The organism is Sorangium sp. So ce385 (genome assembly GCF_051474135.1).
GTDB lineage: Bacteria > Myxococcota_A > Polyangia > Polyangiales > Polyangiaceae > Sorangium > Sorangium cellulosum_D.
In genome coordinates this window covers 103,577-125,354 of the sequence record NZ_CP150337.1, presented here as the reverse complement: position 1 = coordinate 125,354, position 21,778 = coordinate 103,577, and the positions used below count along the sequence as shown (strand labels likewise).

Sequence of the window (21,778 nt, the reverse complement as noted above, 5' to 3'; positions counted from 1 at the left end):
GATGGCAAAGCGATTGGCAATCACGGGGCTGACCGGCGCCGCGCTGCTCGGGGCGCTCTCGGGGACCGCGGGCGCGGATCCGGTGCGCCGGATCCAGGTGGCGCAGCGCGGCGACTTCGTCCTCATCGGCAACACGCTCGCGCACGAGTGCGGGCCGTCCGAGGTCACGCCCACGGTGGGCACGGTCGCCGCGAACTGCGGCGCGGAGGCGACGCTCGTGGACTCGGCGCCCGACGTCTACTGGCGGGCCGACAGCCCGCTCGCGGGGCAGGCCGAGGCGAGCCCCACGGTAGCGCCCTCGGCGGCTCGAACCACCGCGGTCCTCAACCTCCCCGCGGGCGCGCGGGTGACCCACGCCTATCTCTACTGGGCGGCGAGCCGCGCCACGGGCTCGGCCGATCTCACCGTGACCCTGGAGCGGCCCGGCACCTTCAGCAACAGCGTGACCGGCACGCTCTCCGGCGAGCTGTCCTCCAGCGACATCCACGCCCAGGCGGTGGCCGACGTCACCGAGATCGTGCGGGCGCGCGGCGCGGGCGCCTACCGCCTGGGCGGCATCTCCAACGCGATCGCCCTCAGCGACGTGAACAAGTCCTTCGTGTTCGCCGGCTGGTGGATGGTCGTGCTCTACGAGCTGACCACCGCGCCCGCCCGCAACCTCGCCGTCTTCGACGGGCTCGACATGGTGTTCGACGGCGAGGCGGTCGAGTGGACGATCTCGGGGTTCGTCGTCCCCTCGGGCGCGGGCCTCGCGAAGCTCGGCGTCATCGGCTACGACGGCGACAGCACGACCGGCGACGGCATCGAGTGGAACGGGACCGGGCTCTTCGACGCGGTGAACCCGGTGGACGACTTCTTCAACAGCTCCCGGTCGTTCCTCGGCGCGCCGGCGTCGGCGGCGGGCGATCTGCCGCGGCTCACCGGCGGGCCGATGAGCATGAGCGGCATCGACATCGACGTGGTCCAGGTCCCGTCCGCCCTGCTCAGGCCGGGCGACACGTCGGCGGAGGTCGGGGCGGTGGTCCTGGGCAACGACAGCTACCTGCTCGGCGGCCTCATCACGTCGGTGCCGACGCGCCTGCCCGATCTGGCCGAGTCGACAAAGTCGGTCCTGGACCTCAACGGCGGCGGCGTCGCGCCGGGCGACACGCTCGAATACACGATCATCGTCAGGAACACCGGGGACGACAGCGCCGCGAACGTCGTGCTGAGCGATCCGCTGCCGCCCGGGGTCACCTACGTGCCGGGCTCGCTCGAGATCACCGCGGGCCCGAACATGGGCGGCGTGACCGACGCGGCCGGCGACGACGAGGGCGAGTACGTCGCCGGCACGAGGACGGTCCGCATCCGGCTCGGCAGCGACGCCGACGCGGCCCAGGGCGGGTCGCTCGGCGTCGACGAGACCACGACGGTGCGGTTCCGCGTCACCATCGACCCGGGCACGAACGGCGAGATCGCGAACCAGGCGATCGTCGCCGCGCAGAGCCCGGCGGGCGGATCCGCCCAGAACTACCCGACGGACGGCAACGGCACGGACCAGCCGGGCGCGCCGCCGACGTCGATCCTCGTCGACAGCGACAGCGACGGGCTGAGCGACGGCGACGAGATCGCCGCCGGCACGGACCCGAACGACGCCGACACCGACGACGACGGCATCAGCGACGGCGACGAGGAGCTCTGGGATCGCGACACCGACGGCGACGGGCTCGTCAACGCGCGCGACGTCGACAGCGACAACGACGGCCTGTTCGACGCGACGGAGCTCGGGCTGACGGAGTGCAACGGCCCGGGGACGGACGCGCTCGCGGGGCACTGCGTGCCCGACGGCGACGCGGGGGCGACGACGACCGATCCGCTGGACGCCGACACCGACAACGGCGGCGCGCTCGACGGCTCCGAGGACGCGGATCTGGACGGCGTGCTCGACGAGGGCGAGACGGATCCCACGACGGGGCACGGCGCGGACGACAGGCAGGTCGCCGACACCGACGGCGACGGGCTCGGCGACGCCCTCGAGGGGCATGTCGGCACCGATCCGGGCGACGCCGACTCGGACGACGACGGCGTGCGCGACGGGCATGAGCCGAACCCGACGGACGATCACGACGGCGACGGGCTCATCAACGCGCTCGACATCGACAGCGACAACGACGGCCTCTTCGACGGGACCGAGCTCGGCCTCGGCTGCGACGGTCCCGGCACCGAGGCGGCGGCGGGCAACTGCACCCCCGACGGCGACGCGGGCGCCACCCGGACGTCGCCGCTCGACGCGGACACCGATCGCGGCGGCGTGACCGACGGCTCCGAGGACGCGGATCTGGACGGCGCGGTCGACGCGGGCGAGACCGCTCCTCAGGCCGGCCAGGGAGCCGACGATCGGCAGAACACCGACGGCGACGACGACGGGCTGAGCGACGATCTCGAGGCGACGCTCGGCACCGATCCGGACGACGCCGACACCGACGGCGACGGCGTGCGCGACGGGCTCGAGCCGAACCCGGCGGACGACACCGACGGCGACGGGCTCATCAACGCGCTCGACGTCGACAGCGACGACGACGGCCTCTTCGACGGGACCGAGCTCGGCCTCGACTGCGACGGCCCCGGCACGGACGCGCCGTCGCGGCGCTGCACCCCGGACGCGGATGCCGGCGCGACGAAGACGTCGCCGCTCGACGCGGACACGGACAACGGCGGCGTGAGCGATGGCTCCGAGGACGCGAACCTGAACGGGGTCGCGGACAACGGCGAGAGCAACCCGACCCGCGGGCACGGCGACGACGACAGCGAGAACGACGACGCCGACGACGACGGGCTGAGCGACGATCTCGAGGAGACGCTGGGCACGGATCCTGGCGACGCGGACTCGGACGACGACGGCGTGCAGGACGGGCGGGAGCCGAACCCTTCGGACGACACGGACGGCGACCGGCTCATCAACGTGCGCGACGTGGACAGCGACGACGACGGGCTCTTCGACGGCACGGAGCTCGGCCTCGCCTGCGACGGACTCGGCACCGACGCGGAGGCTGGGCACTGCACGGAGGACGCCGACGGCGGGGCGACGACGACGTCGGCGGTGCGCCGTGACAGCGATCGGGGTGGCGCGAGCGACGGCTCCGAGGACGCGAACCTGAACGGCGCGATCGAGGCCGGCGAGACCGACCCGACCGCGGGCCACGGCGACGACGACGACCAGAACGTCGACAGCGACGGCGATGGGCTGGGCGACGACCTCGAGGCGTTCCTCGGATCGGATCCCGGAGATCGCGACAGCGACGACGACGGTCTGTTCGACGGCGAGGAGCCGAACCCCAGCGACGACGGCGACGGCGACGGGCAGCCGGGCGTCCTGGATGCGGACAGCGACGGCGACGGGCTCTTCGACGGCACCGAGGCGGGGAAGGACTGCGCGGACGAAGACACCGCCGGCGATGCCGGGACTTGCACGCCGGACGCCGATGGCGGGGCCACGACGACGAGCGTGGTGGATCCCGACACCGATCGGGGCGGCGCGAGCGATGGCGAGGAGGACCGGAACCACAACGGCATGGTCGACGAGGGGAGCGACGAGACCGATCCGAACGACTCCGGGGATGACCGCGGCGACCGTGACGGCGACGGCCTCTCGAACGCCGAGGAGACGGCGCTCGGCACCGATCCGGACGACGCGGACAGCGACGACGACGGGGTGATCGACGGCGAGGAGCGCGAGCCTGGCGCCGACACGGACGACGACGGGAAGATCAACGCGCTCGATCCCGACAGCGACGACGACGGGCTCTTTGATGGGACCGAGCTGGGCAAGGACTGCTCGCATGCGGACACCGAGGCCGACGCGGAGACCTGCGTGCCCGATGGCGACGAGGGGGACACGACGACGGATCCGACGAAGGCGGACACCGACGGCGGCGGCGCCACCGACGGCGAGGAGGACGAGGATCGCGACGGCGTGGTCGACGCGGGCGAGCGCGATCCGAACGATCCTGCGGACGACCGGCCCATGACGTGCGAGCAGGACAGCGATTGCGGCGCCGGCATGGTGTGCGATGAGGCGACGAAGCAGTGCGTCCCGGGTTGCCGCAACGAGGACAACAGCATCGTTCCGTGCCCCACGGCGCCGCCCGGCGACGGGATCGTGGTGCAAGGCGGCGGCTGCGCCTGCACGGCAGGCGCGGACGATCACGGCAGCCCCTCGGTGCCGTGGGCCTTGCTCGCGGTCGGCACCTGCGCGGCCGCGCTGCACCGACGCCGTCGGCGCGGCTGAGCCCCTCCGCGACGGCGCGCCCGCCCGAGCAGGTGGAGCGGATCCGACCCAGGTTGCGGCGGCCGGCGGCCGGCCTGACCCAGGTTGTGACGACGGGCCCGGCCTACCTGCCCGCGCCGACCCAACCCAGGTTGGGGCTGCCCGCCCCCCCCCCCGCCCGACCCGACCCAGGTTGCGACCGCCGACCCGCCGACCCGACCCCGCCCCCCGGCCCGACTCAGGTTGCGGCCACCCCCCCGACCCAGGTTGCGGGCCACCCCCCCGACCCAGGTTGCGGCTGCCCGCCTGACCTGTCCCGACCCAGGCTGCGGCCGCCCCGCCCGCGGACCGACCCAGGTTGCGGCCGCGCGCCCCGACCCAGGTTGCGCCAGCCCGTCCAACCCAGGTTGCGGCTGCCCGCCTGACCTGACCCGACCCAGGCTGCGGCCGCCCCGCCCGCGGACCGACCCAGGTTGCGGCCGCGCGCCCGACCCAGGTTGCGCCAGCCCGCCCGAACAATGTCGCGCCCGCCCGCCCGTCCCCTGATCCGCGACCTCGCGACCTCACCCAGGTTGCGGCCGCGGCCGCGCGCGCGCCCGACCCAGGTTGCGGCCGCCCGCGCGCCCCGCCCCGCGACCCGACCCAGGTTGCGGCCGCCCGCGCGCCCCGCCCCGCGACCCGACCCAGGTTGCGGCCGCCCGCCCCGCGGCCCCCCGCGGACCCGACCCATGTTGCGTCGGATCGGCAGGCTGCCGACGGGGCCAGCAGGTCCGATCGCCACCTCCCCGTCCGGGTCGCATGCGTCGCGGGTTGCCATCTGCCGTCCGTGGCTTAACGATATTTCCTCACGGGAGAGTCCATCTTGCTCCGACCTTCTGATTCCGTCGTCCGCGCTATCACGATGGATGGCGCTTTTCGTGTCATCACGGCGCTGACCACCGACACCGTGCGCGGAGCCATCGCGGTGCAGTCGGCCACCGGCGCGACCGCTCAGCGGCTGGGAGAGCTGATCACCGGCGCCATCCTCGTGCGCGAGGCGATGGCGCCGAACCTGCGCGTGCAGGCGATCGTCAAGGGCGCGACCGGCCACGGCACCCTCGTGGCCGACTCGCACCCGGACGGCACGAGCCGCGGCCTGGTCAACCTCGGCAAGGGCGCCGCCGAGAAGAGCGCGGTGGAGATCGGCGAAGGATCGCTGCTGCAGGTCATGCGCACGCTGCCGAGCGGCATGCTCCACCAAGGCGTCGTCGAGGTCCCGGCCGAGGGCGGCATCTCCGGCGGCCTGATGACGTACATGCAGGAGTCGGAGCAGGTCGTCTCGATGATCGCGGTGGCCACGCTGATCAACGAGAACGGCGTCGGCGCCTCGGGCGGATATCTGGTGCAGCTGCTCCCGGAGGTCGAGCGCGGCCCGCTCATGGTGATGACCGAGCGGCTCAAGGATTTCGAGCGCCTCGACGACGTGCTCGCGCATGAAGGCGCCTCGGCGGACCTGCTGCTCGAGGAGCTGCTCTACGGCATGCCGTTCTCGCGGCTCGACGACTCGCCGCTCAGCTTCAGCTGTCGCTGCAGCGAGCTCCGGGTCATGACCACGCTGGCGAGCCTGCCGCGGACCGACATCGAGGAGATGGTCGAGGACGGGAAGGTCCTCGACATCCGCTGCGACTACTGCGGCAAGGACTACCAGGTGTCGCCGTCGCAGCTCCGCTCGCTGTTGACGACGAGCTGATCGCCGCCCGCGGCGCGCGGCCGGCGCGCCGGGCCGCGCGAGATCACGCTGGCTGGTCGGGCGAGAGGCCGCGGTGCACGAAGGCGATGACCCGCTCGATCTCGGCCTCGTCGTCCCACGCCGCGTCCGGGGCGACGAACACGCGGTGGAGGATGTACCCCGCGAACGTCGAGGCGATGCAGCGGAGGACGAGGGCGGGCGGCCAGCCGACGATCTGCCCCTCGCGCTGGAAGTGCTCGATCTGGGCGATCCCCTTCGCGAGGAACGGCGCGAACACCCGGCCGGCGATGCCGATCCGCAGCTCGGCGTCGAACGGCAGCTCCTGCGCGAGGATGCGCACGAGCTGCGGGTGGGCGCGCACGAACGCGGTGCGCTCGGCGAGGAGCGCCCGCAGGAAGGCCTCGAAGGTCGGGTACGTCGCGTTGAAGAGCGGGTCCATGGAGCGCGTCAACGCGGGCCCCACGAGCTGCTCCATGACGGGACCGATCACCCCGAGGAGGAGATCCCTCTTGGTGGGGAAGTACTTGAAGATCGTCGCCTCTGCGACCCCTGCGCGCCGGGCGATGTCCCTGGTCGCGGTCCCGCGGAAGCCATGCTCTGCGAAGGCAGCCACCGCGGCCTCGACGATCTTTCGTTGCGCCTCGGTCAAGGTGTCGTTCGAGCGCGGTCGTCGGCTCATCGGCGTTCCCTCGGCTCACCTCTAGTACCGCCCGCCCGCGATCCCGACGGATTTCGGCCGCCGCCGCGGGGCGGACCGCGAGCGGCGCCCGCCGCCGCGCGCGAGGCGCTGCGCTCTCCAGCGTCGCGCGCCTCGTCGCGTCGCCCTGGCGCCCGGCGCGCCGCGAGCGGCCGGCGCGCTAGGCGGCTTCGGCCCTGCGCGTGAAGAGCCGGCTGAGGGCCTGCCGGAGCTCGCCCTCGTCGAGCGGGTCGCTGCGCACGCCGACGTAGCCGTCCGGCCGGACGAGGACGGCGGCCGACGACGCGACGCCGTACGCCGCGTGGGCGTGCCCGTCGGGATCCGCGAAGCCTCCGCCCTCGAGCGCGCCGATGACCAGGACCTTGAGGTCTGGGCTGCCGAGCTGCGCTGCGAGCTTTCGGGCGTGCTCGCGCGCCCCTCCGTCCGCCTGCGGGCCGGTGAAGAGCAGCAGCGAGAACTCGGCGTCGCGCATCAGGTCGAAGAGGTGGACCTGCTCTCCCGCCGCGCTGCGGACCACGGCGTCCGGCGCGCGATCCCCCGCGCGAGGCCCGTGCTCCGGCGGGTTCCCGATCTGCACGGACAGCGGGCTCTTCCGGTAGCGGATCTTGATCTGCGAGAGGAATCCCAGGATCCGGCGCTGCACGGCGGAGATGCCGAGGGCGCGGGACGCGAGGCGCGGCGCGATCGCGCGCAGCGTCCGGCCCACCGGACCGTGTCCGGCCATGAGGCCGAAGAGGCGGTCTGTGAAGTCGATCAGCTTGCGCGCCACGGGGAGCCGCTCCACCTCGTAGGTGTCCAGCAGCCACGCGGGCATCCGGCCCTGCTCGACGGCCGCGAGCTTCCACGCCAGGTTGTAGGCGTCCTGGATTCCGGTGTTCATGCCCTGCCCGCCGGCCGGGCTGTGGATATGCGCCGCGTCGCCGGCGAGGAACACGCGTCCTTTGCGCAGCCGCGCGGCCACGCGGTGGTGGAGCCGGTAGCGCGAGAGGACGATCGCTTGCTGGACCCTGAAGGGTACCGGGATCATCTCGCGCATCGCGGCCTCGAACTCCGCGAGCGAGACCTGTGCGCCGTGCGTCGGCGGCGGTTCGGGGCGGATGAGGATGACCCGGAACCGGTGGCTGCCGGGCACAGGAAACGCTGCGGCGACGCCCCGGCGCGAGGGGCTGATGTAGATGTCGCCGTCGGGCAGCGGCCAATCGACGATGAGGTCGCCGAGCATGCAGTGATCGTCGTAGGTATCGCCCTCGAAGGCGATGTCGGCGCCCTTGCGAACGGCGCTGTGCGCGCCGTCGCAGCCGAGCAGCCATCGGGCGCGCACCTCTTCGCTGCTCCCGTCGGCTCGGCGGAGCGTGCACGCGACGCCGGCGCTGTCCTGCGTGTAGGAGGCGAGCTCGACGCCGCGCTCGAGCGTCACGCCCAGCCCGGAGAGCCGGGAGGCCAGGACGCGCTCGGTGTCGAACTGCTGCAGGATGAAGATGCCCGGGATCGGCGTGGACAGCTCCGGGAAGTCGAAGATCGGCAGCCGGGCGCGCTGCCCGTCGGAGAGGAGGACGTTGATGCCGCCCACGCGCATGGCGCGCTCCATGGCGAGATCGACGATCCCCATCCTGCGGAAGAGCTCCATCGTCCGTGTCTGAACTGCGAGCGCTCGCGAGTGATCCGAGGGCGGCTCCGGTGCCTTGTCCACGATCCGCACGGTGAGCCCCCGCCGGGCGAGCTCCCCGGCCATCGTCAACCCGGTCGGCCCTCCGCCGACCACCAGCGCGTCCAGTGCTCCCGCCATGATGCGCCTCCAATGGTGAGTGAGTACTCACTCACTTAAGGCAGGGCGAGCGGGTTGGCAAGGCGACCGTCGCCACATCGGGGGCGCTGACAGACGGGGTTGAGCTGCCCGGGTTGAGGTCTGCCGGCCGACCCAGGTTGCGCTCTGCCGACCGACCCTGCCGACCGACCCGGGTTGCGCTCTGCCCACCGACCCAGGTTGCGCTCTGCCCACCGACCCAGGTTGCACTCTGCCAGCCGACCCAGGTTGAGCTCTGCCGACCGACCCAGGTTGAGCTCTGCCGACCGACCCTGCCGACCGACCCGGTTGAGCCCGTCCCAGGTTGAGCCCGTCCCAGGTTGGGCCCGTCCCAGGTTGAGCCCGTCCCAGGTTGAGCCCGTCCCAGGTTGAGCCCGTCCCAGGTTGAGCCCGTCCCAGGTTGAGCCCGTCCGAGCTCGTCCCCCCAACTCCCGTCAAGGACGGAGCCACCCCCCTCGCAAGCTCTCTCTCCCTCTCCCCAGCCCCCTCCCGCCCGCCCTCCCTGCGTGCTTGCTCCGCGTGATCCGTGCGATGGTCGCCGCATGGCAGAGGTCCACGTCAACGTCTACATCCACGCCCCGCTCGAGCGCGTCTTCGACGCGGTGGCCGACCACGAAAGCTTCCTTCGCTCCGGGGACGGCACCCGCACGAAGCTCGTCCGGCCGGGGCTCACCGAGCGCAACGGCCTCGGCGCCCTCCGCGAGGTGCGCGTCGGGAAGCGCATCCGCTACGTCGAGGAGATCACCGCCTTCGAGCGCCCCTCCTCGTTCGACTACCACATCCTCGAGAGCAGCCAGCCGCTCCGGCACCACGGCTCGCGTCTCCGCTTCACCCCGCGCGGCGACGGCACCGAGGTCGACTGGACATCGCGCTTCGAGGTCCCGGTGCCGCTCGTCGGCAACTTCCTCGGCGCGCTCGCCGGGCGCTTGTTCACCGCAGCGTTCACCGAGCTGCTGCTCGCCGAAAAGGCGCGCCTCGAGGCCTCGCAGCCCGAGCGCGCCGCATGACGCGCCCGCGGCCCCTCCGGCAAGCCGCCCTCACGACCGCCCAGCCGGCTGCCGGCCGGACCTCGCGAGCGCGTCGATCGTCACGGCCGCGAGCAGCGCCGCGCCCGTCACCATGAACTTCACCGACGACGGGAGCGCCCGCAGATCCATCCCGTTCGAGATCGACCCGATCAGCAGCGCCCCCGTCAGGGCCGACCACACGGTCCCCCGGCCCCCGAACAGGCTCGTCCCCGATCACGGCCGCGGCGATCGCGTTGAGGAGCACGTCCCCACCGCCGGACGACGGATGGACCGCGAGCAGCCGCGAGGTCGCCAGGATCCCCCCCGCGGCCGCCAGCGCCCCGCACAGCGTGAACACGGCCACGCGGATCGCGTCCACGCGGATCCCCGCCCGCCGCGCCGCCTCCGCGTTGCCGCCCACCGCGAAGACGTACCGCCCGAACCGGGTCCGCCGGAGCACGAGGTCGAACCCGATCACGAAGCCGAGCAGCAGGAGCAGCGCCAGCGGCACCCCTCGGTCCGCGTTGAGCAGCCCCACGATCGCCGGCGCCAGGACGACCACCACCGCGAGCCGCGCCGCCGTCGCGCCCCGGGACGGCAGCGGCAGGCCAGCCCTGGCCCGCCGCCGCCAGGTCACCGCCTGGCCGACGATCGCCATCCCGACGCAGAGCGCGCCCAGCGCCCATCCGGGCCCGCACCGCGCCGAATCGCTTCTCGATCCCGCGCAGCTCGAGGATCGGAGTTCGCCGCTCCGCGCTCATGGGCGTCGAGGGGAGCTCCGGACTAGAGGCCCGCCGCCTTGCACGCCTCGGCGTACTGGGCCGTGCAGATCTGCTCCTGGGTCCAGAACGCGTCCGCGACGACCGTGTCCTTCACGTTCTCCTTGGTGACCGCGAGCGGGACCAGCAGCACCGACGGGACGTCCTTCGTCCCGTTGTTGACCGTCTTGCCGCCGGTGATGTCCGTGGGCACGGGCTTGCCCATGGCGAGGTGGTACGCGATCACCGCCGCGGCCTCCGCCTGCGGCTTGATGGCCTTGTACACCGTCATGTACTGCTCGCCGAGGAGGATCCGCTGGACGGCGGCGAGCTCGGCGTCCTGGCCCGTCACCGGCGGCAGGGGCTTGATGCCGGCCGCCTTCATCGCGGCGATCGCCCCGCCGGCGGTCCCGTCGTTGGCCGCGTACACGCCGTCCACCCGGTTGTTCAGCGCGGTGAGGGCCTGGGTCATCTGGTCCTGCGCCTTGTCGGGGCTCCAGTCCGGCGTGTCGTACTCCTTGACCACCTGGACCTTGCCGTCGAGCGCGCTGTGCGCGCCCTTCTTGAAGGTCAGCCCGTTGTCGTCGGTCGCCGCGCCGTTGATCATCACCACGCGGGCCGTCGCCTTGTTGTCGAGCGCCTTCAGCAGCGACTCGCCCTGGAGCCTGCCCACCGCCTCGTTGTCGAACGACACGTAGTAATCGATCGCGTCCGTGCCCGGGACGAGGCGGTCGTAGGCGATGACAGGCACCTTCTGGGCCTTGGCCTTGTTCGCGATGACGGCCGCCGACGCGCTGTCGACCGCGTCGAGGACGAGCACGCTCGCGCCGTTGGTCAGCGCCGCTTCGGCCTGCGCCTGCTGCTGCGAGGCGTCCTGGTTCGCGTTGCTCGCGAGGATCTGGCAGTCCGGACAGAGGGCCTTCACCTTGGCCTCGAAGCACGGACGGTCCTTCGACTCATAGCGCGCCGTCTTCGACTCCGGCAGGAGCAGCGCAATCTTGGCCCCGCCCGCCTTACCCCCCTTGTCGCCCGCCGCGCCCTCGTCGCCCGCCGCAGCGCCCCTGCTCCCCGCGGCGCCGCCCTTGTCCCCCTCGGCGGCCCCCCCTTGCTGCCGAGAGCACGCGCTCAACGCGAGGGCACTCAGGGCCCACGCTGCCAGTCGACCGCCGAACGCTGTGGTCCTCATGAACTTTTCCCCTGCAGTTGAACTGCGGCAGGGTCGACGTATACCCTCACTGGAGCATGCCGTCCATAGCCGCTGGCCCCGGGGCGGGGGCGCGCTCGGCGAGGCCGATCCGCGTCTCGCCGAGCGCGTCGAGCGGGGAGCCTCGGAGCGGGAAGTCTCCAAGCGGCCGCGCTACCGTGCGACGGCCCTCCGGGAGCGAGCTCCTCGGGGCAAGAAAGCGTGGATGACCGAATGCGAGAACCGAACTATCGACCGCACCATCTCCGGACCGTATCGCGCCTCGTCGAGCGGCTGAGCGCGGACCCGTGCTCCGTGGCCATCATCGTCGGGGGCTCCCAGGCGAAGGGGCTGGCGAAGGAGACGTCCGACATCGATTTCTTCTGGGTGGTCACCGAGGAGGAGCAGCGGCGGCGTCACGCGACCGGCGAGCTCGTCTACGTCGCCTCGGACGAGGGCCTCGTGGACTATCCGGGCGGGTACGTCGACGGCAAGATCGTCAGCCTCGACCTGCTCCAGAAGACCCGCGAGCGCGGCAGCGAGCCGGCGCGCTCGGCGTTCCTGGGCGCGACCGTCGCCTGGTCGCGGCTCCCGGAGGTCGAGGGCCTGGTGCGCGCGATCTCGGCCTATCCGGAGCACGAGCGCGCGCACAAAATGCAGGGCTTCGTCGCCCAGCTGGAGGCGATGCGGTATTATCTCGAGTCGGCGGAGCAGCACGACAACCGCTATCTCCTGACCTGGGCCGCGGCGCGCGCGGTGCTCTTCGGCTACCGGCTGATCCTGGCGCACAACCGCATCCTGTATCCATACCACAAGTGGGTGAGGGCCTTCGTGGCGGACGCGCCCGAGAAGCCCGCAGATCTCCTGCGCCTCGCCGACGAGCTCATCGGCGCGCCGGGCAAGCGCACGGGCGAGGCGTTCTGCGGCGCGGTGCTCTCGTTTCGCGACTGGGAGAGACCCGCCCAGTGGCAGACGCGGTTCATGGAAGACTCCGAGCTCAACTGGCTCCATGCGCCGCCTCCGCTGGAGGACGCGTGAGGCCGCCCGGCGGGCCGGACCACAGGCGGCGAGGACGCATGGGCTCCACCGGCATCGGCCCGTGTTCGTCACCTACCTGTGCGCATACCTGTGCACAGGAAGACTCCGAAGACGCTACAGACGGCTAGACGGCTACGGCATCAGCAGAAAAATACCAGGGTAGCCCTGTCCCTGCGCCCAAACTTCTTGCTGGCGCCGAGGGGTTCTGGTTAAACTTCCGAGCTCAACTTCCTTCCGTTCGACCTTCGGACATGGTTGGGCGCTCGCAGGAGTACTCAAGATGCGACCGATAGCAAGGTGTGCGTCGCTGCTCGGCCCGAAGACGTCCGAAGCAGCTCGTAGCCGGGGTTTTCCGATGAAGATGTCGATGTCAACGAGGGTAGGAGCACCGCTCCTGCCGGGCAGTTGCAACCATCGAGTTGGGGAATCGCGCTCCTGGTTCAAGGACTCGAGGGCTCTCTCTGCCGCCTCCCTCCTGATGCTCGCGGCGTGCGCCGAAGGCTCCAGTCTGGGCGGCGACGGCGGGGGGGGCGGGGGCAGCCCTACCTCGACCTCGATCGGCGTGACCAGCTCGAGCAGCGTGGGCTCCTCGGCGTCGACCTCGAGCAGCACGACCAGCTCCGCGACGAGCGGCACGTCCGGCTCCGGCGGCGGTGTCGCGAGCACGACGGCGAGCAGCTCGGCAGGCGGAGACGGCGGAGCCGGCGGCATCGGCGGGGCCGGCGGCGCCGGCGGCGAGGGCGGCGCTGGCGTGACGAGCACCACGGCGAGCAGCTCGGTCAGCTCCACCACCAGCACCACCACGAGCACCACCACCAGCGCCACCACGAGCAGCGCGGTCAGCACCACCGCGAGCAGCACGACCAGCGCGACGACGGGTGTCGGCGGCGGCAGCGCCACGAGCTCCACCACCGCGAGCTCCACCACCGGCGGCGCGACCACGCCGGCGCTCGAGCTGCAGTACGCGGCGAGGGAGACCGGCGCCGAGGCCCAGCAGCTGTCGTTCAAGGTCCGGATCAGGAACACCGGCGATGAGAGCATCGCGCTCAGCGATCTGACGATTCGCTACTGGTTCACGGCCGATGTCGAGGTCCTGGATCTCAGAGACGAATGCGACTTCTCGGGGGTCACCGGCGGCTGCGCCAACGTCACCAGGACGTTCCACGCGGCGTCGGGCACGGACGCGGATCACTACCTGGAGCTCGGTTTCAGCGCCGCCGCAGGCAGCATCGCTGCGGGCGCCACGTCCGGAGAGTCACAGATCCGCATCTACAACAGAGAGGTCTACGACCGCATGACGCAGACCGACGACTACTCCTTCGAGGCGACGACGGCCTGGACGCCCTCGATGCAGATCACCGTCTACCACGACGGCGAGCTCGCCTGGGGCGTAGAGCCCTAGTCAGCACGACACCTCCTCACCCGACGGCCGGCCCGGGCGAAACGCCTCGCGAGCGCGCTCCACACCCGGCGCTCCGCGCGCTCCGGACGCGGACCTCCTGGCGGAGCCCCCACGGGCCAGACCACGATGGCCGTATTTCCAGACCATGGTCGCCTCGAGGACACCCCTGCTCGCCCGTCGTTGCGCTGTGGCAGCCTGACACGCCGCGCGAGCACGCCACACCCAGCAACGCGCCTTCGCCCCTCCGGCGTTGCCGCGATGTAACCAAATTTCCAGGGAATTACGTCCTGCCGTGGGCCCGGAGGGTTTCTGCTCCGTCTGGAGACGGACAGCGTTGGCGGCATCATCCTTGAATAAGCAGCGTCCGGACTCTCAAATCTATGGACGCTACCGCGCTCGCCCCCCATCCGCCCCCGTCATCCCACACCCGGCCGTCGCAGGCCCCGAGCTCGCAGGATCCGCCGCGGAGCGGGCAGCGGCTCGGTCTCGGCCGGTTCGAGACGCTGAAGCGGCGCGCCGCAGGCACGCCGGGCCTCATCAGCTTCGCGGGCGGGCTGCCGGCGCCGGGGGAGTTCCCGCGCACCAAGCTCGCGGGGTCGTTCGTCCGCGCGCTCCAGACCCCCAGCTGCCCGGCGCTCCAGTACGGCTGGCCCGAGGGCGACGAGGACCTCCGCTCCTGGATCGCCGGGCAGCTGCGGCGGCGCGGCGCCAGCGTCGCCGGCGACGACGTCATCGTGACGAGCGGCGCGCAGCAGGCCGTGTCGCTCGCCGCGCAGATGCTCCGCGGGCCGGTCGCCAGGATCGGCGTCGACCCCGAGAGCTACCCCGGGGCGCTCGAGCTGTTCCAGGCGCTCGGCGCGACGGTCGTCGACGACGGACGCCACGTCGACGCCCACTACCTCATGCCCGCCGTCTCGAACCCGCGCGGCCGCAGGATGTCGCCCCGCGAGCGGGCCAAGGTCCTGTCGACCCTCCGGCCCATCATCGAGGACGACGCCTACGCGGATCTCTGCTTCGACGGCCCCGCCCCGCGGCCGCTCCTGGCCGAGGCGCCCGATCGCGTGTTCCACGTCGGGACGTTCTCGAAGACGCTGTGCCCGGGGCTCCGCGTCGGCTGGCTCGTGCCCCCGCGCGCGCTCCGGGCCGAGGTGCTCAAGCTCAAGCAAGCCGCCGATCTGCAGGCGGCCAGCTTGCCGCAGGCGATCCTGGAGGACTACCTCCGCAACGAGGACTTCGATCAGCGGCTCGTGCGCCTGCGCCAGTTCTACGCCCGCCGCGCCGCCCGCATGGAGCACGCGCTCCGCCGGTACCTGCCCGGCTGGAGGTTCGAGCCGCCGGCGGGCGGCTTCGCGATCTGGGTCGAGCCCGACGCCGAGCCGAACGAGGCCTTCTTCCTGGCCGCCGCCATCGAGCACGGCGTCGCCTTCGATCCGGGGTCGCTGTTCCGCGCGAACGGCGCCGTGACCCCGTTCGCCCTCCGGCTGTGCTTCTCGTCCGTCGAGCGCGACGAGGACCTCGACGAGGGGATCCGCCGCCTCGCGCGGTGCTGGGCCGAGGTCGCGTAGCGCCGCGCGCGCCCGCGATCGCGGCCGGCGCCGCGCATCGCCCTCGTCCTCCCCTTCCCGGGCTTTTCCGGCGTCTCCCCCGCGGCGGGCGATTCCCGCCTCGCGGGCCGGCGCGTCCGACGTCGACAGACCGATCTTCGGCCCCAGAGATCGCGTCGAGGGACATGATCACCCGGACCCGCCGCGCGACGCTCCGCGGGCGCCTCGAGCGCCTCGCCTTCCTGGCCGTCCCGCTGGCGGCCCTGCTCGCGTCCGCGCCCTCCGCGCGCGCGCGCGAGATCTTCTTCGATTACGGAGACCACCAGAACGCCGAGGAGGCCTTCGAGCTCTCCGCGCTCCACCTTTCTCGCATCGTGTATTCGGAGCTCGGCTGTCCGAGCCGCCCGGTGTGGCTGAAGCTCGACGCCGCGCAGGGAGAGACGCTGCGCGCGCAGCTCGGCATGCCGGAGATGGACGCGCTCCGCCGCGAGCGCCCCTCCCTCGCGCTGCTCGGCCCCGGCCTGCCGCGGCCCGCGGCGCTGCCCTTCGCGGCGCCCGCGGGGCTCGGCGCGCGGCTCTTCTCGACCGAGAGCGCGCGCGCGCCGGAGGTGGTCCGCGATCCCGTCACCGGCGCCCGCGCCTGGCTCCTGCTCGAGCTGAAGATGGAGGTGCCGGAGACCGGGAGCTATCACCTGGTCGCGTGGAGCCCGGAGGAGCACCGCGTGCGGCTCTGGATCGCGCTCGGCGACGCGCCGACCGAGGAGCTCAGCAACGTGGACGACCCCGAGGAGCGCGCGATGGCGTTCCACCAGGCCTGGACGGCGCCCGATCTCGGCGCGGCCTGCGCGCCCGCGCGCCGCGCGCGGCCCGGGGACGGCGCCTCGGCGGCGGCCTGCGCGCACGCCGCCGGCCCTGCGCGCGGCGCCCTGCCCGGCCTCGCGGCGGCGCTCGCCGTGGCCGCGGCGCGGCGCGCGCGCCGCCGCGACCGCGCGGGGCGCCGCGGCGGGCCAGAGCCGTGATCGGCGCCGCGGCCGGCGTCGCCGCGGGGCCGCTCACTGCTCCAGCGCGCCGCCCGGCTTGTGCGGGACGGGCGGACGGCGCTCGAGCAGCTCCCGCGCCGCGGCGCGGACGACCGCGGGCACGTCCGCCGCCGCCGCGAGCTGCAGGAGCTCGGGCCGCAGGAGGAGGCGCACCATGGGCACCGCGATCTCCGGCGGCGCGCCCGGGTTCTGCACGATCGCCATGCGCACCCGCGCGCGCTGGGGCCACTCGGGGTGCCGCGCGATCTCCGTCATGACCTCCGGGCTCGCCGGGCGCCGCGCCGCGAGCCGGACGACGTCATCCTCGGTCAGGCGCGGGTTCGCGAGCAGGTTGCGGATGACGAGCGGGTGCGGATCCCGCAGCAGGGCGTCGAAGGCGGCGCGCGTCGGCCGCCGCGCGAGCGCGCGTCGCTCGCCGAGCGTCAGCGCGCGGCCCGCGCCCGACGTGGCCACCTGGCGCTCGTCGGGCGCCGGCGACGCCGGCTGCGCCTCGCGCCGCCGCGCCTTGCGGCGCAGGAGCCGCGAGAGCGACAGGAGGGCGAGGGAGGCGGCGAGCTCCCGGAGCTGCGCGACGCGGTCGGAGAACGCCGGATCCGCCAGGACCGGCACGACGGCGCCGAGCACGTCGCGCGCGGCGGGGTCGGCCTGCTCGGCGTCGCGGCACAGGTCGTCGAGCGCGCGGGCGACGGCGGCGGGCTCGGCGCGCAGCATCTCGCTCCGCAGGAACGCGACCCGCAGCCGGAGCTCTTTCAAGGAAGAGACGGCCCGCCTCCATCGCTCCGCCAGCGGATCCACGCGCTCATGTTACCTCGCTGCCGGCCCGGCGTGCACCGCGCGCCCGGCATCTCGCGATGCGCGATGCGCACTACGCGATGCGCGGTTATCCTGCGCCGCGCCAGAGGGACCGGCGGAGGCCGTGCCCGCTCGTTCACCGGGGCCGGCGAAGGCCGCGCCCCGCTCGTTCACCGGGGCCGGCGAAGGCCGTGCCCCGCTCGTTCACCGGGGCCGGCGAAGGCCGTGCCCCGCTCGTTGACTGGGGCCGGCGAAGGCCGCGCCCCGCCTTGGAAGGGAGGAGTCGCATGTCCGAGAAGGTTTCATTCCCCGTGAAGGATGGGTCCTCGGCGACCGGCGAGATCGTCTGGCCGAAGCAGGGCGGCAAGGCGCCCGCCGTCGTGCTGATCCAGGAGTGGTGGGGTCTGAACGACCACATCCGCTCGCTGCTCGATCGGCTCGCCGCCGCCGGGTTCGTCGCCCTCGCGCCCGACCTCTACCACGGCAAGATCACCAAGGACGCCGCCGAGGCCAACCGGCTCATGACCGAGCTCGACAAGCCGCGCGCCCTCGAGGAGATCGCCGGCGCGGTCCGCTTCCTGTCGGCGCACGAGCGGTCGAACGGCAAGGTCGGCGTCATCGGGTTCTGCATGGGCGGCGCGCTCAGCTTCGCCGCCGCGGCGACGATCCCGGAGCTCGCGGCCGTGGTGCCCTTCTACGGCGTCCCGAGCCCCGCGCCCGACTACGCGCGCGTCAAGGCGCCGATCCTCGCCCACTTCGCCGCGCGCGACGGGTGGGCGACGCCCGCCGCCGCCGAGGCGATCCGGAAAGAGCTCACCGCCCGCGGCCAGTCCATGGAGCTCCACGTCTACGACGCCGACCACGCGTTCGCGAACGACACGCGCCCCGAGGTCTACAACGCCGATGCGGCCAAGGTCGCGTGGGAGCGGAGCATCGAGTTCCTGAAGCAGCACCTCGGCTGAGCGTTGCCCCCCGGCGCTGCCCGGAGATCCGCGCAGCGCGCGGGCGGCGGCGCGCGCGCCACCCGCGCGCCGCACGCCGCCGCCCCGGAGATGGCGCCCCGGCGCTCCGCGCCCCGCGCTGGTCAGACACGGACCGCCGAGCCGCCGCATTGCGACCGGGTCGGCCTTCTTTGCCGTCGCGCAACGAACCCTGATATAGACGCCTACATGGCCCTCCCCCCGGTGCTCCCGGGTTCGACCCACCAAGCGGAGTCGCCGATCGACCGAGCGCTCTCGCTCGCGCTCGCAGGAGAGCGCGACGCCGCGCTCCGTTGGGCCGCGGCGCTGGTCCGGCACGACCCGACCATGCCGTCCGCGCTCTGCCTCTGCGGCCGCCTCCTCGGCGAGCTGAACCGGCACGAGGCCGCGCGCGAGGCGTGCGCCACCGCCGTCGTCCGCGCGATCGATCTGGAGAACCTGCCGCTCGCCGTGGCCGCCGCGCGCGAGAGCGAGCGCTTCGGCGGCGATCCCGGCCCGGGCCTCGACCTCATCGCCGAGGCCTTCTGCCGGGACTCGCCGCGGCTCGGCGAGGGCGCGCCGCCGCCGCCGCCCCTGCCGACCGCCGAGGCGTTCCAGCCGCTCGCGTCCGTGCTCACCGGCGCGCTCCTGCTCAACAAGGCGACGGAGATCATCCACGACGCCACCCGCAGGCTCGCCGCCCAGGCCGACCACCCCGGGATCGCGCCCCAGCCGGTCTTCTCGTCCGTCGGGCGCGACGCGCTCCGCGCCCTGTGCGCCGCGTTCACGCCCATCTGGGTGGCGGCGGGGACGACCGTCATCGAGCAGGGCGCCGCGCGCAGCGAGGCGTACTTCGTCGCGCGCGGCGAGCTCGAGGCCCGGCGCCGGCGCGGCAGCGAGGAGATCGTCCTCGCGCGGCTCACGAACGGCGCCATGTTCGGCGAGATGGCGCTGCTCTCGCGGGCGCCGCGCACCGGCAGCGTCGTCGCCACGCGGCCGTCCATCGTGCTCGAGGTGAAGCGCGACGCGATCGACGAGATCGCCCAGCGCGAGCCCGAGGTCGGCCTGGAGCTCGCCGCCTACTGCCGCGACCGCATGGTGGAGAACCTCGTCCGGATGAGCGACGTGCTCCGCGTCGTCCCCGACGCCGACCGGCCCGCGTTCGTGAAGCGGTTCCGCACCCGCACGTTCGAGAAGAACGAGCGGCTCCTCGTGCAGGACGAGCGGCCCCCCGGCCTGTTCCTCATCGCCTCCGGCGAGGTCGCCGTGGTCCGGCGCGACACCGAAGACGACGCCCACCTCGAGCCGCTCGTGCTCACCACGCTCGGCCCGGGCGACGTCGCCGGCGAGATCGCGATGGTCCTCCGCCGCGCGGCGAACGCCGACGTCATCGCCGTCCACCCCACCGTGGCGCTGTACCTGCCGGCCACCGAGTTCATGGGTCTGGTCGAGGATCACCCGGCCGTGCTGGCGCAACTCTACAAGCTCGCCGTCCAGCGCGACGAGGAGACCACGAGCATCATGGCCGAGGAGGTCTCCGTGGCCGAGGACTTCGTGCTGATCTAGGGCGCCGAACCGCTCGAGAGACGAAGAAATGCGCCATGGTTGGGCAGAGTTTTTGTTGTTGTTCCCTCTGTGCCTCTGTGGTTCAAACTCTCTGTTGCGCGGCGTTTCAACCTGTTCGGTGGTCTAGCAGCGTCCTGCGAGCCCGAGGCGCGGGCGTCGATTGACGCTCCGCGCCATGGCCCGTAGACTTCCAGTCTATCCGTTGTTCTTGTTGATCAGCACTGAACAATTACCAGCGTAGGGTAGGCCACGCGCGCACGACAGGTCCTGCGACAATGACGACGAAGGCGTTCGGGCTGGAGGGACAGGTGCTGGTCGGCCGGTATCGGCTGATCCGCCCGCTCAGCTCGGGCAGCATGGGCACCGTCTGGCGCGCGGACGATCTCACGCTGGGCTCGCCGGTCGCGATCAAGATGCTCGGCCCGCTGTACGCGAAGGACGAGACGGTGCGCGCGCGCTTCTACCAGGAGGCGCAGGCGGCGGCGGCGCTCCGCAGCCCGCACGTCGTGCAGATCCTCGATCACGGCGTCGACAACGACGTCCCGTTCATCGCGATGGAGCTGCTCGAGGGCGAGGACCTCGCGCACCGGCTCCAGCGCGTCGGCCCGCTCGCGCCGGCCGAGACGGCGCGCATCTTCGCCGACGTCGCGCGCGCGGTCCGCAAGGCCCACGACGCCGGCATCGTCCATCGCGACCTCAAGCCCGACAACATCTTCCTCGCCCGCGACGACGACCGCGAGGTGGCCAAGGTCCTCGATTTCGGCGTCGCGAAGACGCGCCTGTACGGCAGCGAGGGCCTGGGCACGCAGGCCGGCGTGCTGATCGGGACGCTGCCGTACATGAGCCCTGAGCAGGCGCAGGGCGCGAACGTCGATTACCGGTCGGACCTGTGGGCGCTCGGCGTCATCGCCTTCGAATGCGTGTGCGGCCGGGCGGCGATCACGGCCGAGGCGCCCGGCGCGATGATCCTCGAGATATGCAGTGATCCGCTCCCCGTCCCCTCGAAGGTGGCGCGCGTGCCCGTGCCGCCGGCGTTCGACGAGTGGTTCCTGCACGCGTGCAGCCGCGATCCGAGCGCGCGGTTCCCCTCGGCGACGGCGATGGTCGAGGCGCTGCGCGAGGCGCTCCTGCCGGGCGGCGAGGCGCAGGAGGCCGGGAGGGCGTCGCTGATCTCCGCCCCCGCCCCGGCCCCCGCCGCCGCGGGCGCCGCGCCGAGCTCCGTCCCGCCGGCGGACGCCGCGCCGGCGTCGGCCGCGCCGGCGTCGGCCGCGCCGGCGTCGGCCGCGCCGGCGTCGGCCGCACCGGCGTCGGCCGCGCCGGCGTCGGCCGCCCCAGCGTCCGCCGCGCCCGCATCTGCCGCCCCAGCGTCCGCCGCGCCGGCGTCCGCCCCGCCGGTCTCCGTCTCGCCGGCCGGGGGCACGGCCCCGCCGCCGGTCGTCGACGAGGGCGCGGAGATCGACTGGCCGCCTCGCCGCGTCGCGCCCGTCACCGCCCTCGTGCTCGCCCTCGCGGCCTCGGTCCTCGGCGTGGCGCTCTTCGTGGGCTGGCGCGCGCTGGGCAGCGACCCGGCCGCGCGCGAGCAGCCGTCCGCCGCGGCGTCGTCGCAGGCGCCGGCGCTCGAGGCGCGGGCGGCCGCTCCTCCGGCGAACGCGCCGCCGGCGGAGGCAGCTCCGGCCAGCGGAGCGCCCGAGATCGCGCCTTCCCGCGAGGCGGCCGCCATGGCCGCCGCTGCGCCCTCGGCCCCCGCCGACAGCGCCGCCCCCGCCCAGGCCTCCCGGGCGCCCGCCTCGGCCGCATCGTGGGCCGCGTCGGCGCCCGCTCGGCCGAGCAAGGCCGCCCCGTCCGCGCAGCGGACCCGGGCCCCGTCCGCGGCCGCGCCCTCGGCCTCCGGCGCGGCGCGGCCCGCGGCCTCCAGCACGGCGCGGCCCGCGGCCTCCAGCACGGCGCGCCCCTCGGGCTCCAGCTCCAGCCCGCCGCGGACCAAGGCCGACCGCCTCGGCTTCTGAGGAGACG

At 73.4% G+C, this 21,778-nt stretch carries 15 protein-coding genes and 1 pseudogene; 10 read left to right on the top strand and 6 right to left on the bottom strand.

The window, feature by feature from the left end; genetic code table 11:
• Window position 1 precedes the first annotated feature (1 nt).
• Together WME83_RS00430 and WME83_RS00425 are read left to right on the top strand one after the other, a co-directional pair.
• Complete coding sequence (locus WME83_RS00430) at window positions 2-4,267, top strand: hypothetical protein (RefSeq protein WP_437317277.1); 4,266 nt, start codon at window positions 2-4, stop codon at window positions 4,265-4,267.
• Window positions 4,268-5,108: 841 nt separating this feature from the next.
• Window positions 5,109-5,975, top strand: a complete 867-nt coding sequence (locus WME83_RS00425) for an Hsp33 family molecular chaperone HslO (RefSeq protein ID WP_437317276.1) — start codon at window positions 5,109-5,111, stop codon at window positions 5,973-5,975.
• Window positions 5,976-6,018: 43 nt separating this feature from the next.
• Here the strand turns inward: WME83_RS00425 and WME83_RS00420 are convergent, their stop codons facing one another.
• The gene (locus tag WME83_RS00420) at window positions 6,019-6,654 is read right to left on the bottom strand and encodes a TetR/AcrR family transcriptional regulator (RefSeq protein WP_437317275.1); all 636 of its coding nucleotides are present in this window, start codon (window positions 6,652-6,654) and stop codon (window positions 6,019-6,021) included.
• A gap of 178 nt (window positions 6,655-6,832) precedes the next feature.
• Window positions 6,833-8,458, bottom strand: coding sequence for an FAD-dependent monooxygenase (locus WME83_RS00415; protein ID WP_437317274.1), 1,626 nt, complete (start codon window positions 8,456-8,458; stop codon window positions 6,833-6,835).
• 560 nt (window positions 8,459-9,018) lie between these two features.
• Between WME83_RS00415 and WME83_RS00410 the strand changes: the two genes are divergently transcribed.
• Window positions 9,019-9,483: an SRPBCC family protein gene (locus WME83_RS00410; RefSeq protein ID WP_437317273.1), complete on the top strand. Its 465-nt coding sequence runs from the start codon at window positions 9,019-9,021 to the stop codon at window positions 9,481-9,483.
• Window positions 9,484-9,513: 30 nt separating this feature from the next.
• On the opposite strand, the gene WME83_RS00405 is transcribed toward WME83_RS00410, so the two are convergent.
• The 3 genes and pseudogenes from WME83_RS00405 to WME83_RS00395 all read right to left on the bottom strand — a co-directional run bounded on the left by WME83_RS00405 (window position 9,514) and on the right by WME83_RS00395 (window position 11,427).
• Entirely contained in the window at window positions 9,514-9,684 is a 171-nt protein-coding gene (locus WME83_RS00405) for a hypothetical protein (RefSeq protein WP_437322154.1), read from the bottom strand.
• 88 nt (window positions 9,685-9,772) lie between these two features.
• Window positions 9,773-10,141, bottom strand: a pseudogene (locus WME83_RS00400) (ABC transporter permease subunit); the annotation flags it as partial.
• 125 nt (window positions 10,142-10,266) lie between these two features.
• Window positions 10,267-11,427 (bottom strand): sugar ABC transporter substrate-binding protein, encoded by a 1,161-nt coding sequence (locus WME83_RS00395; RefSeq protein WP_437317272.1) that lies wholly within the window; start codon window positions 11,425-11,427, stop codon window positions 10,267-10,269.
• A gap of 231 nt (window positions 11,428-11,658) precedes the next feature.
• Between WME83_RS00395 and WME83_RS00390 the strand changes: the two genes are divergently transcribed.
• From WME83_RS00390 to WME83_RS00375, 4 genes are all read left to right on the top strand, one after another.
• The gene (locus WME83_RS00390; RefSeq protein WP_437317271.1) at window positions 11,659-12,462 is read left to right on the top strand and encodes a nucleotidyltransferase domain-containing protein; all 804 of its coding nucleotides are present in this window, start codon (window positions 11,659-11,661) and stop codon (window positions 12,460-12,462) included.
• Window positions 12,463-13,024: 562 nt separating this feature from the next.
• Window positions 13,025-13,864: a cellulose binding domain-containing protein gene (locus WME83_RS00385; RefSeq protein WP_437317270.1), complete on the top strand. Its 840-nt coding sequence runs from the start codon at window positions 13,025-13,027 to the stop codon at window positions 13,862-13,864.
• A 380-nt stretch (window positions 13,865-14,244) separates the two neighbouring features.
• Window positions 14,245-15,429, top strand: coding sequence for a PLP-dependent aminotransferase family protein (locus WME83_RS00380; protein ID WP_437317269.1), 1,185 nt, complete (start codon window positions 14,245-14,247; stop codon window positions 15,427-15,429).
• A 164-nt stretch (window positions 15,430-15,593) separates the two neighbouring features.
• The gene (locus WME83_RS00375; RefSeq protein ID WP_437317268.1) at window positions 15,594-16,427 is read left to right on the top strand and encodes a hypothetical protein; all 834 of its coding nucleotides are present in this window, start codon (window positions 15,594-15,596) and stop codon (window positions 16,425-16,427) included.
• Between the two features lie 33 nt (window positions 16,428-16,460).
• Here the strand turns inward: WME83_RS00375 and WME83_RS00370 are convergent, their stop codons facing one another.
• Window positions 16,461-17,243, bottom strand: a complete 783-nt coding sequence (locus tag WME83_RS00370; protein WP_437317267.1) for a hypothetical protein — start codon at window positions 17,241-17,243, stop codon at window positions 16,461-16,463.
• Window positions 17,244-17,527: 284 nt separating this feature from the next.
• Here WME83_RS00370 and WME83_RS00365 point away from each other — a divergent pair, with 284 nt between their 5' ends.
• The 3 genes from WME83_RS00365 to WME83_RS00355 all read left to right on the top strand — a co-directional run bounded on the left by WME83_RS00365 (window position 17,528) and on the right by WME83_RS00355 (window position 21,771).
• The gene (locus WME83_RS00365; protein ID WP_437317266.1) at window positions 17,528-18,202 is read left to right on the top strand and encodes a dienelactone hydrolase family protein; all 675 of its coding nucleotides are present in this window, start codon (window positions 17,528-17,530) and stop codon (window positions 18,200-18,202) included.
• Between the two features lie 207 nt (window positions 18,203-18,409).
• A complete protein-coding gene (locus WME83_RS00360) occupies window positions 18,410-19,765 on the top strand; it encodes a cyclic nucleotide-binding domain-containing protein (protein ID WP_437317265.1) in 1,356 nt (451 codons plus the stop codon).
• 275 nt (window positions 19,766-20,040) lie between these two features.
• A complete protein-coding gene (locus WME83_RS00355; protein ID WP_437317264.1) occupies window positions 20,041-21,771 on the top strand; it encodes a serine/threonine-protein kinase in 1,731 nt (576 codons plus the stop codon).
• Window positions 21,772-21,778 lie beyond the last annotated feature (7 nt).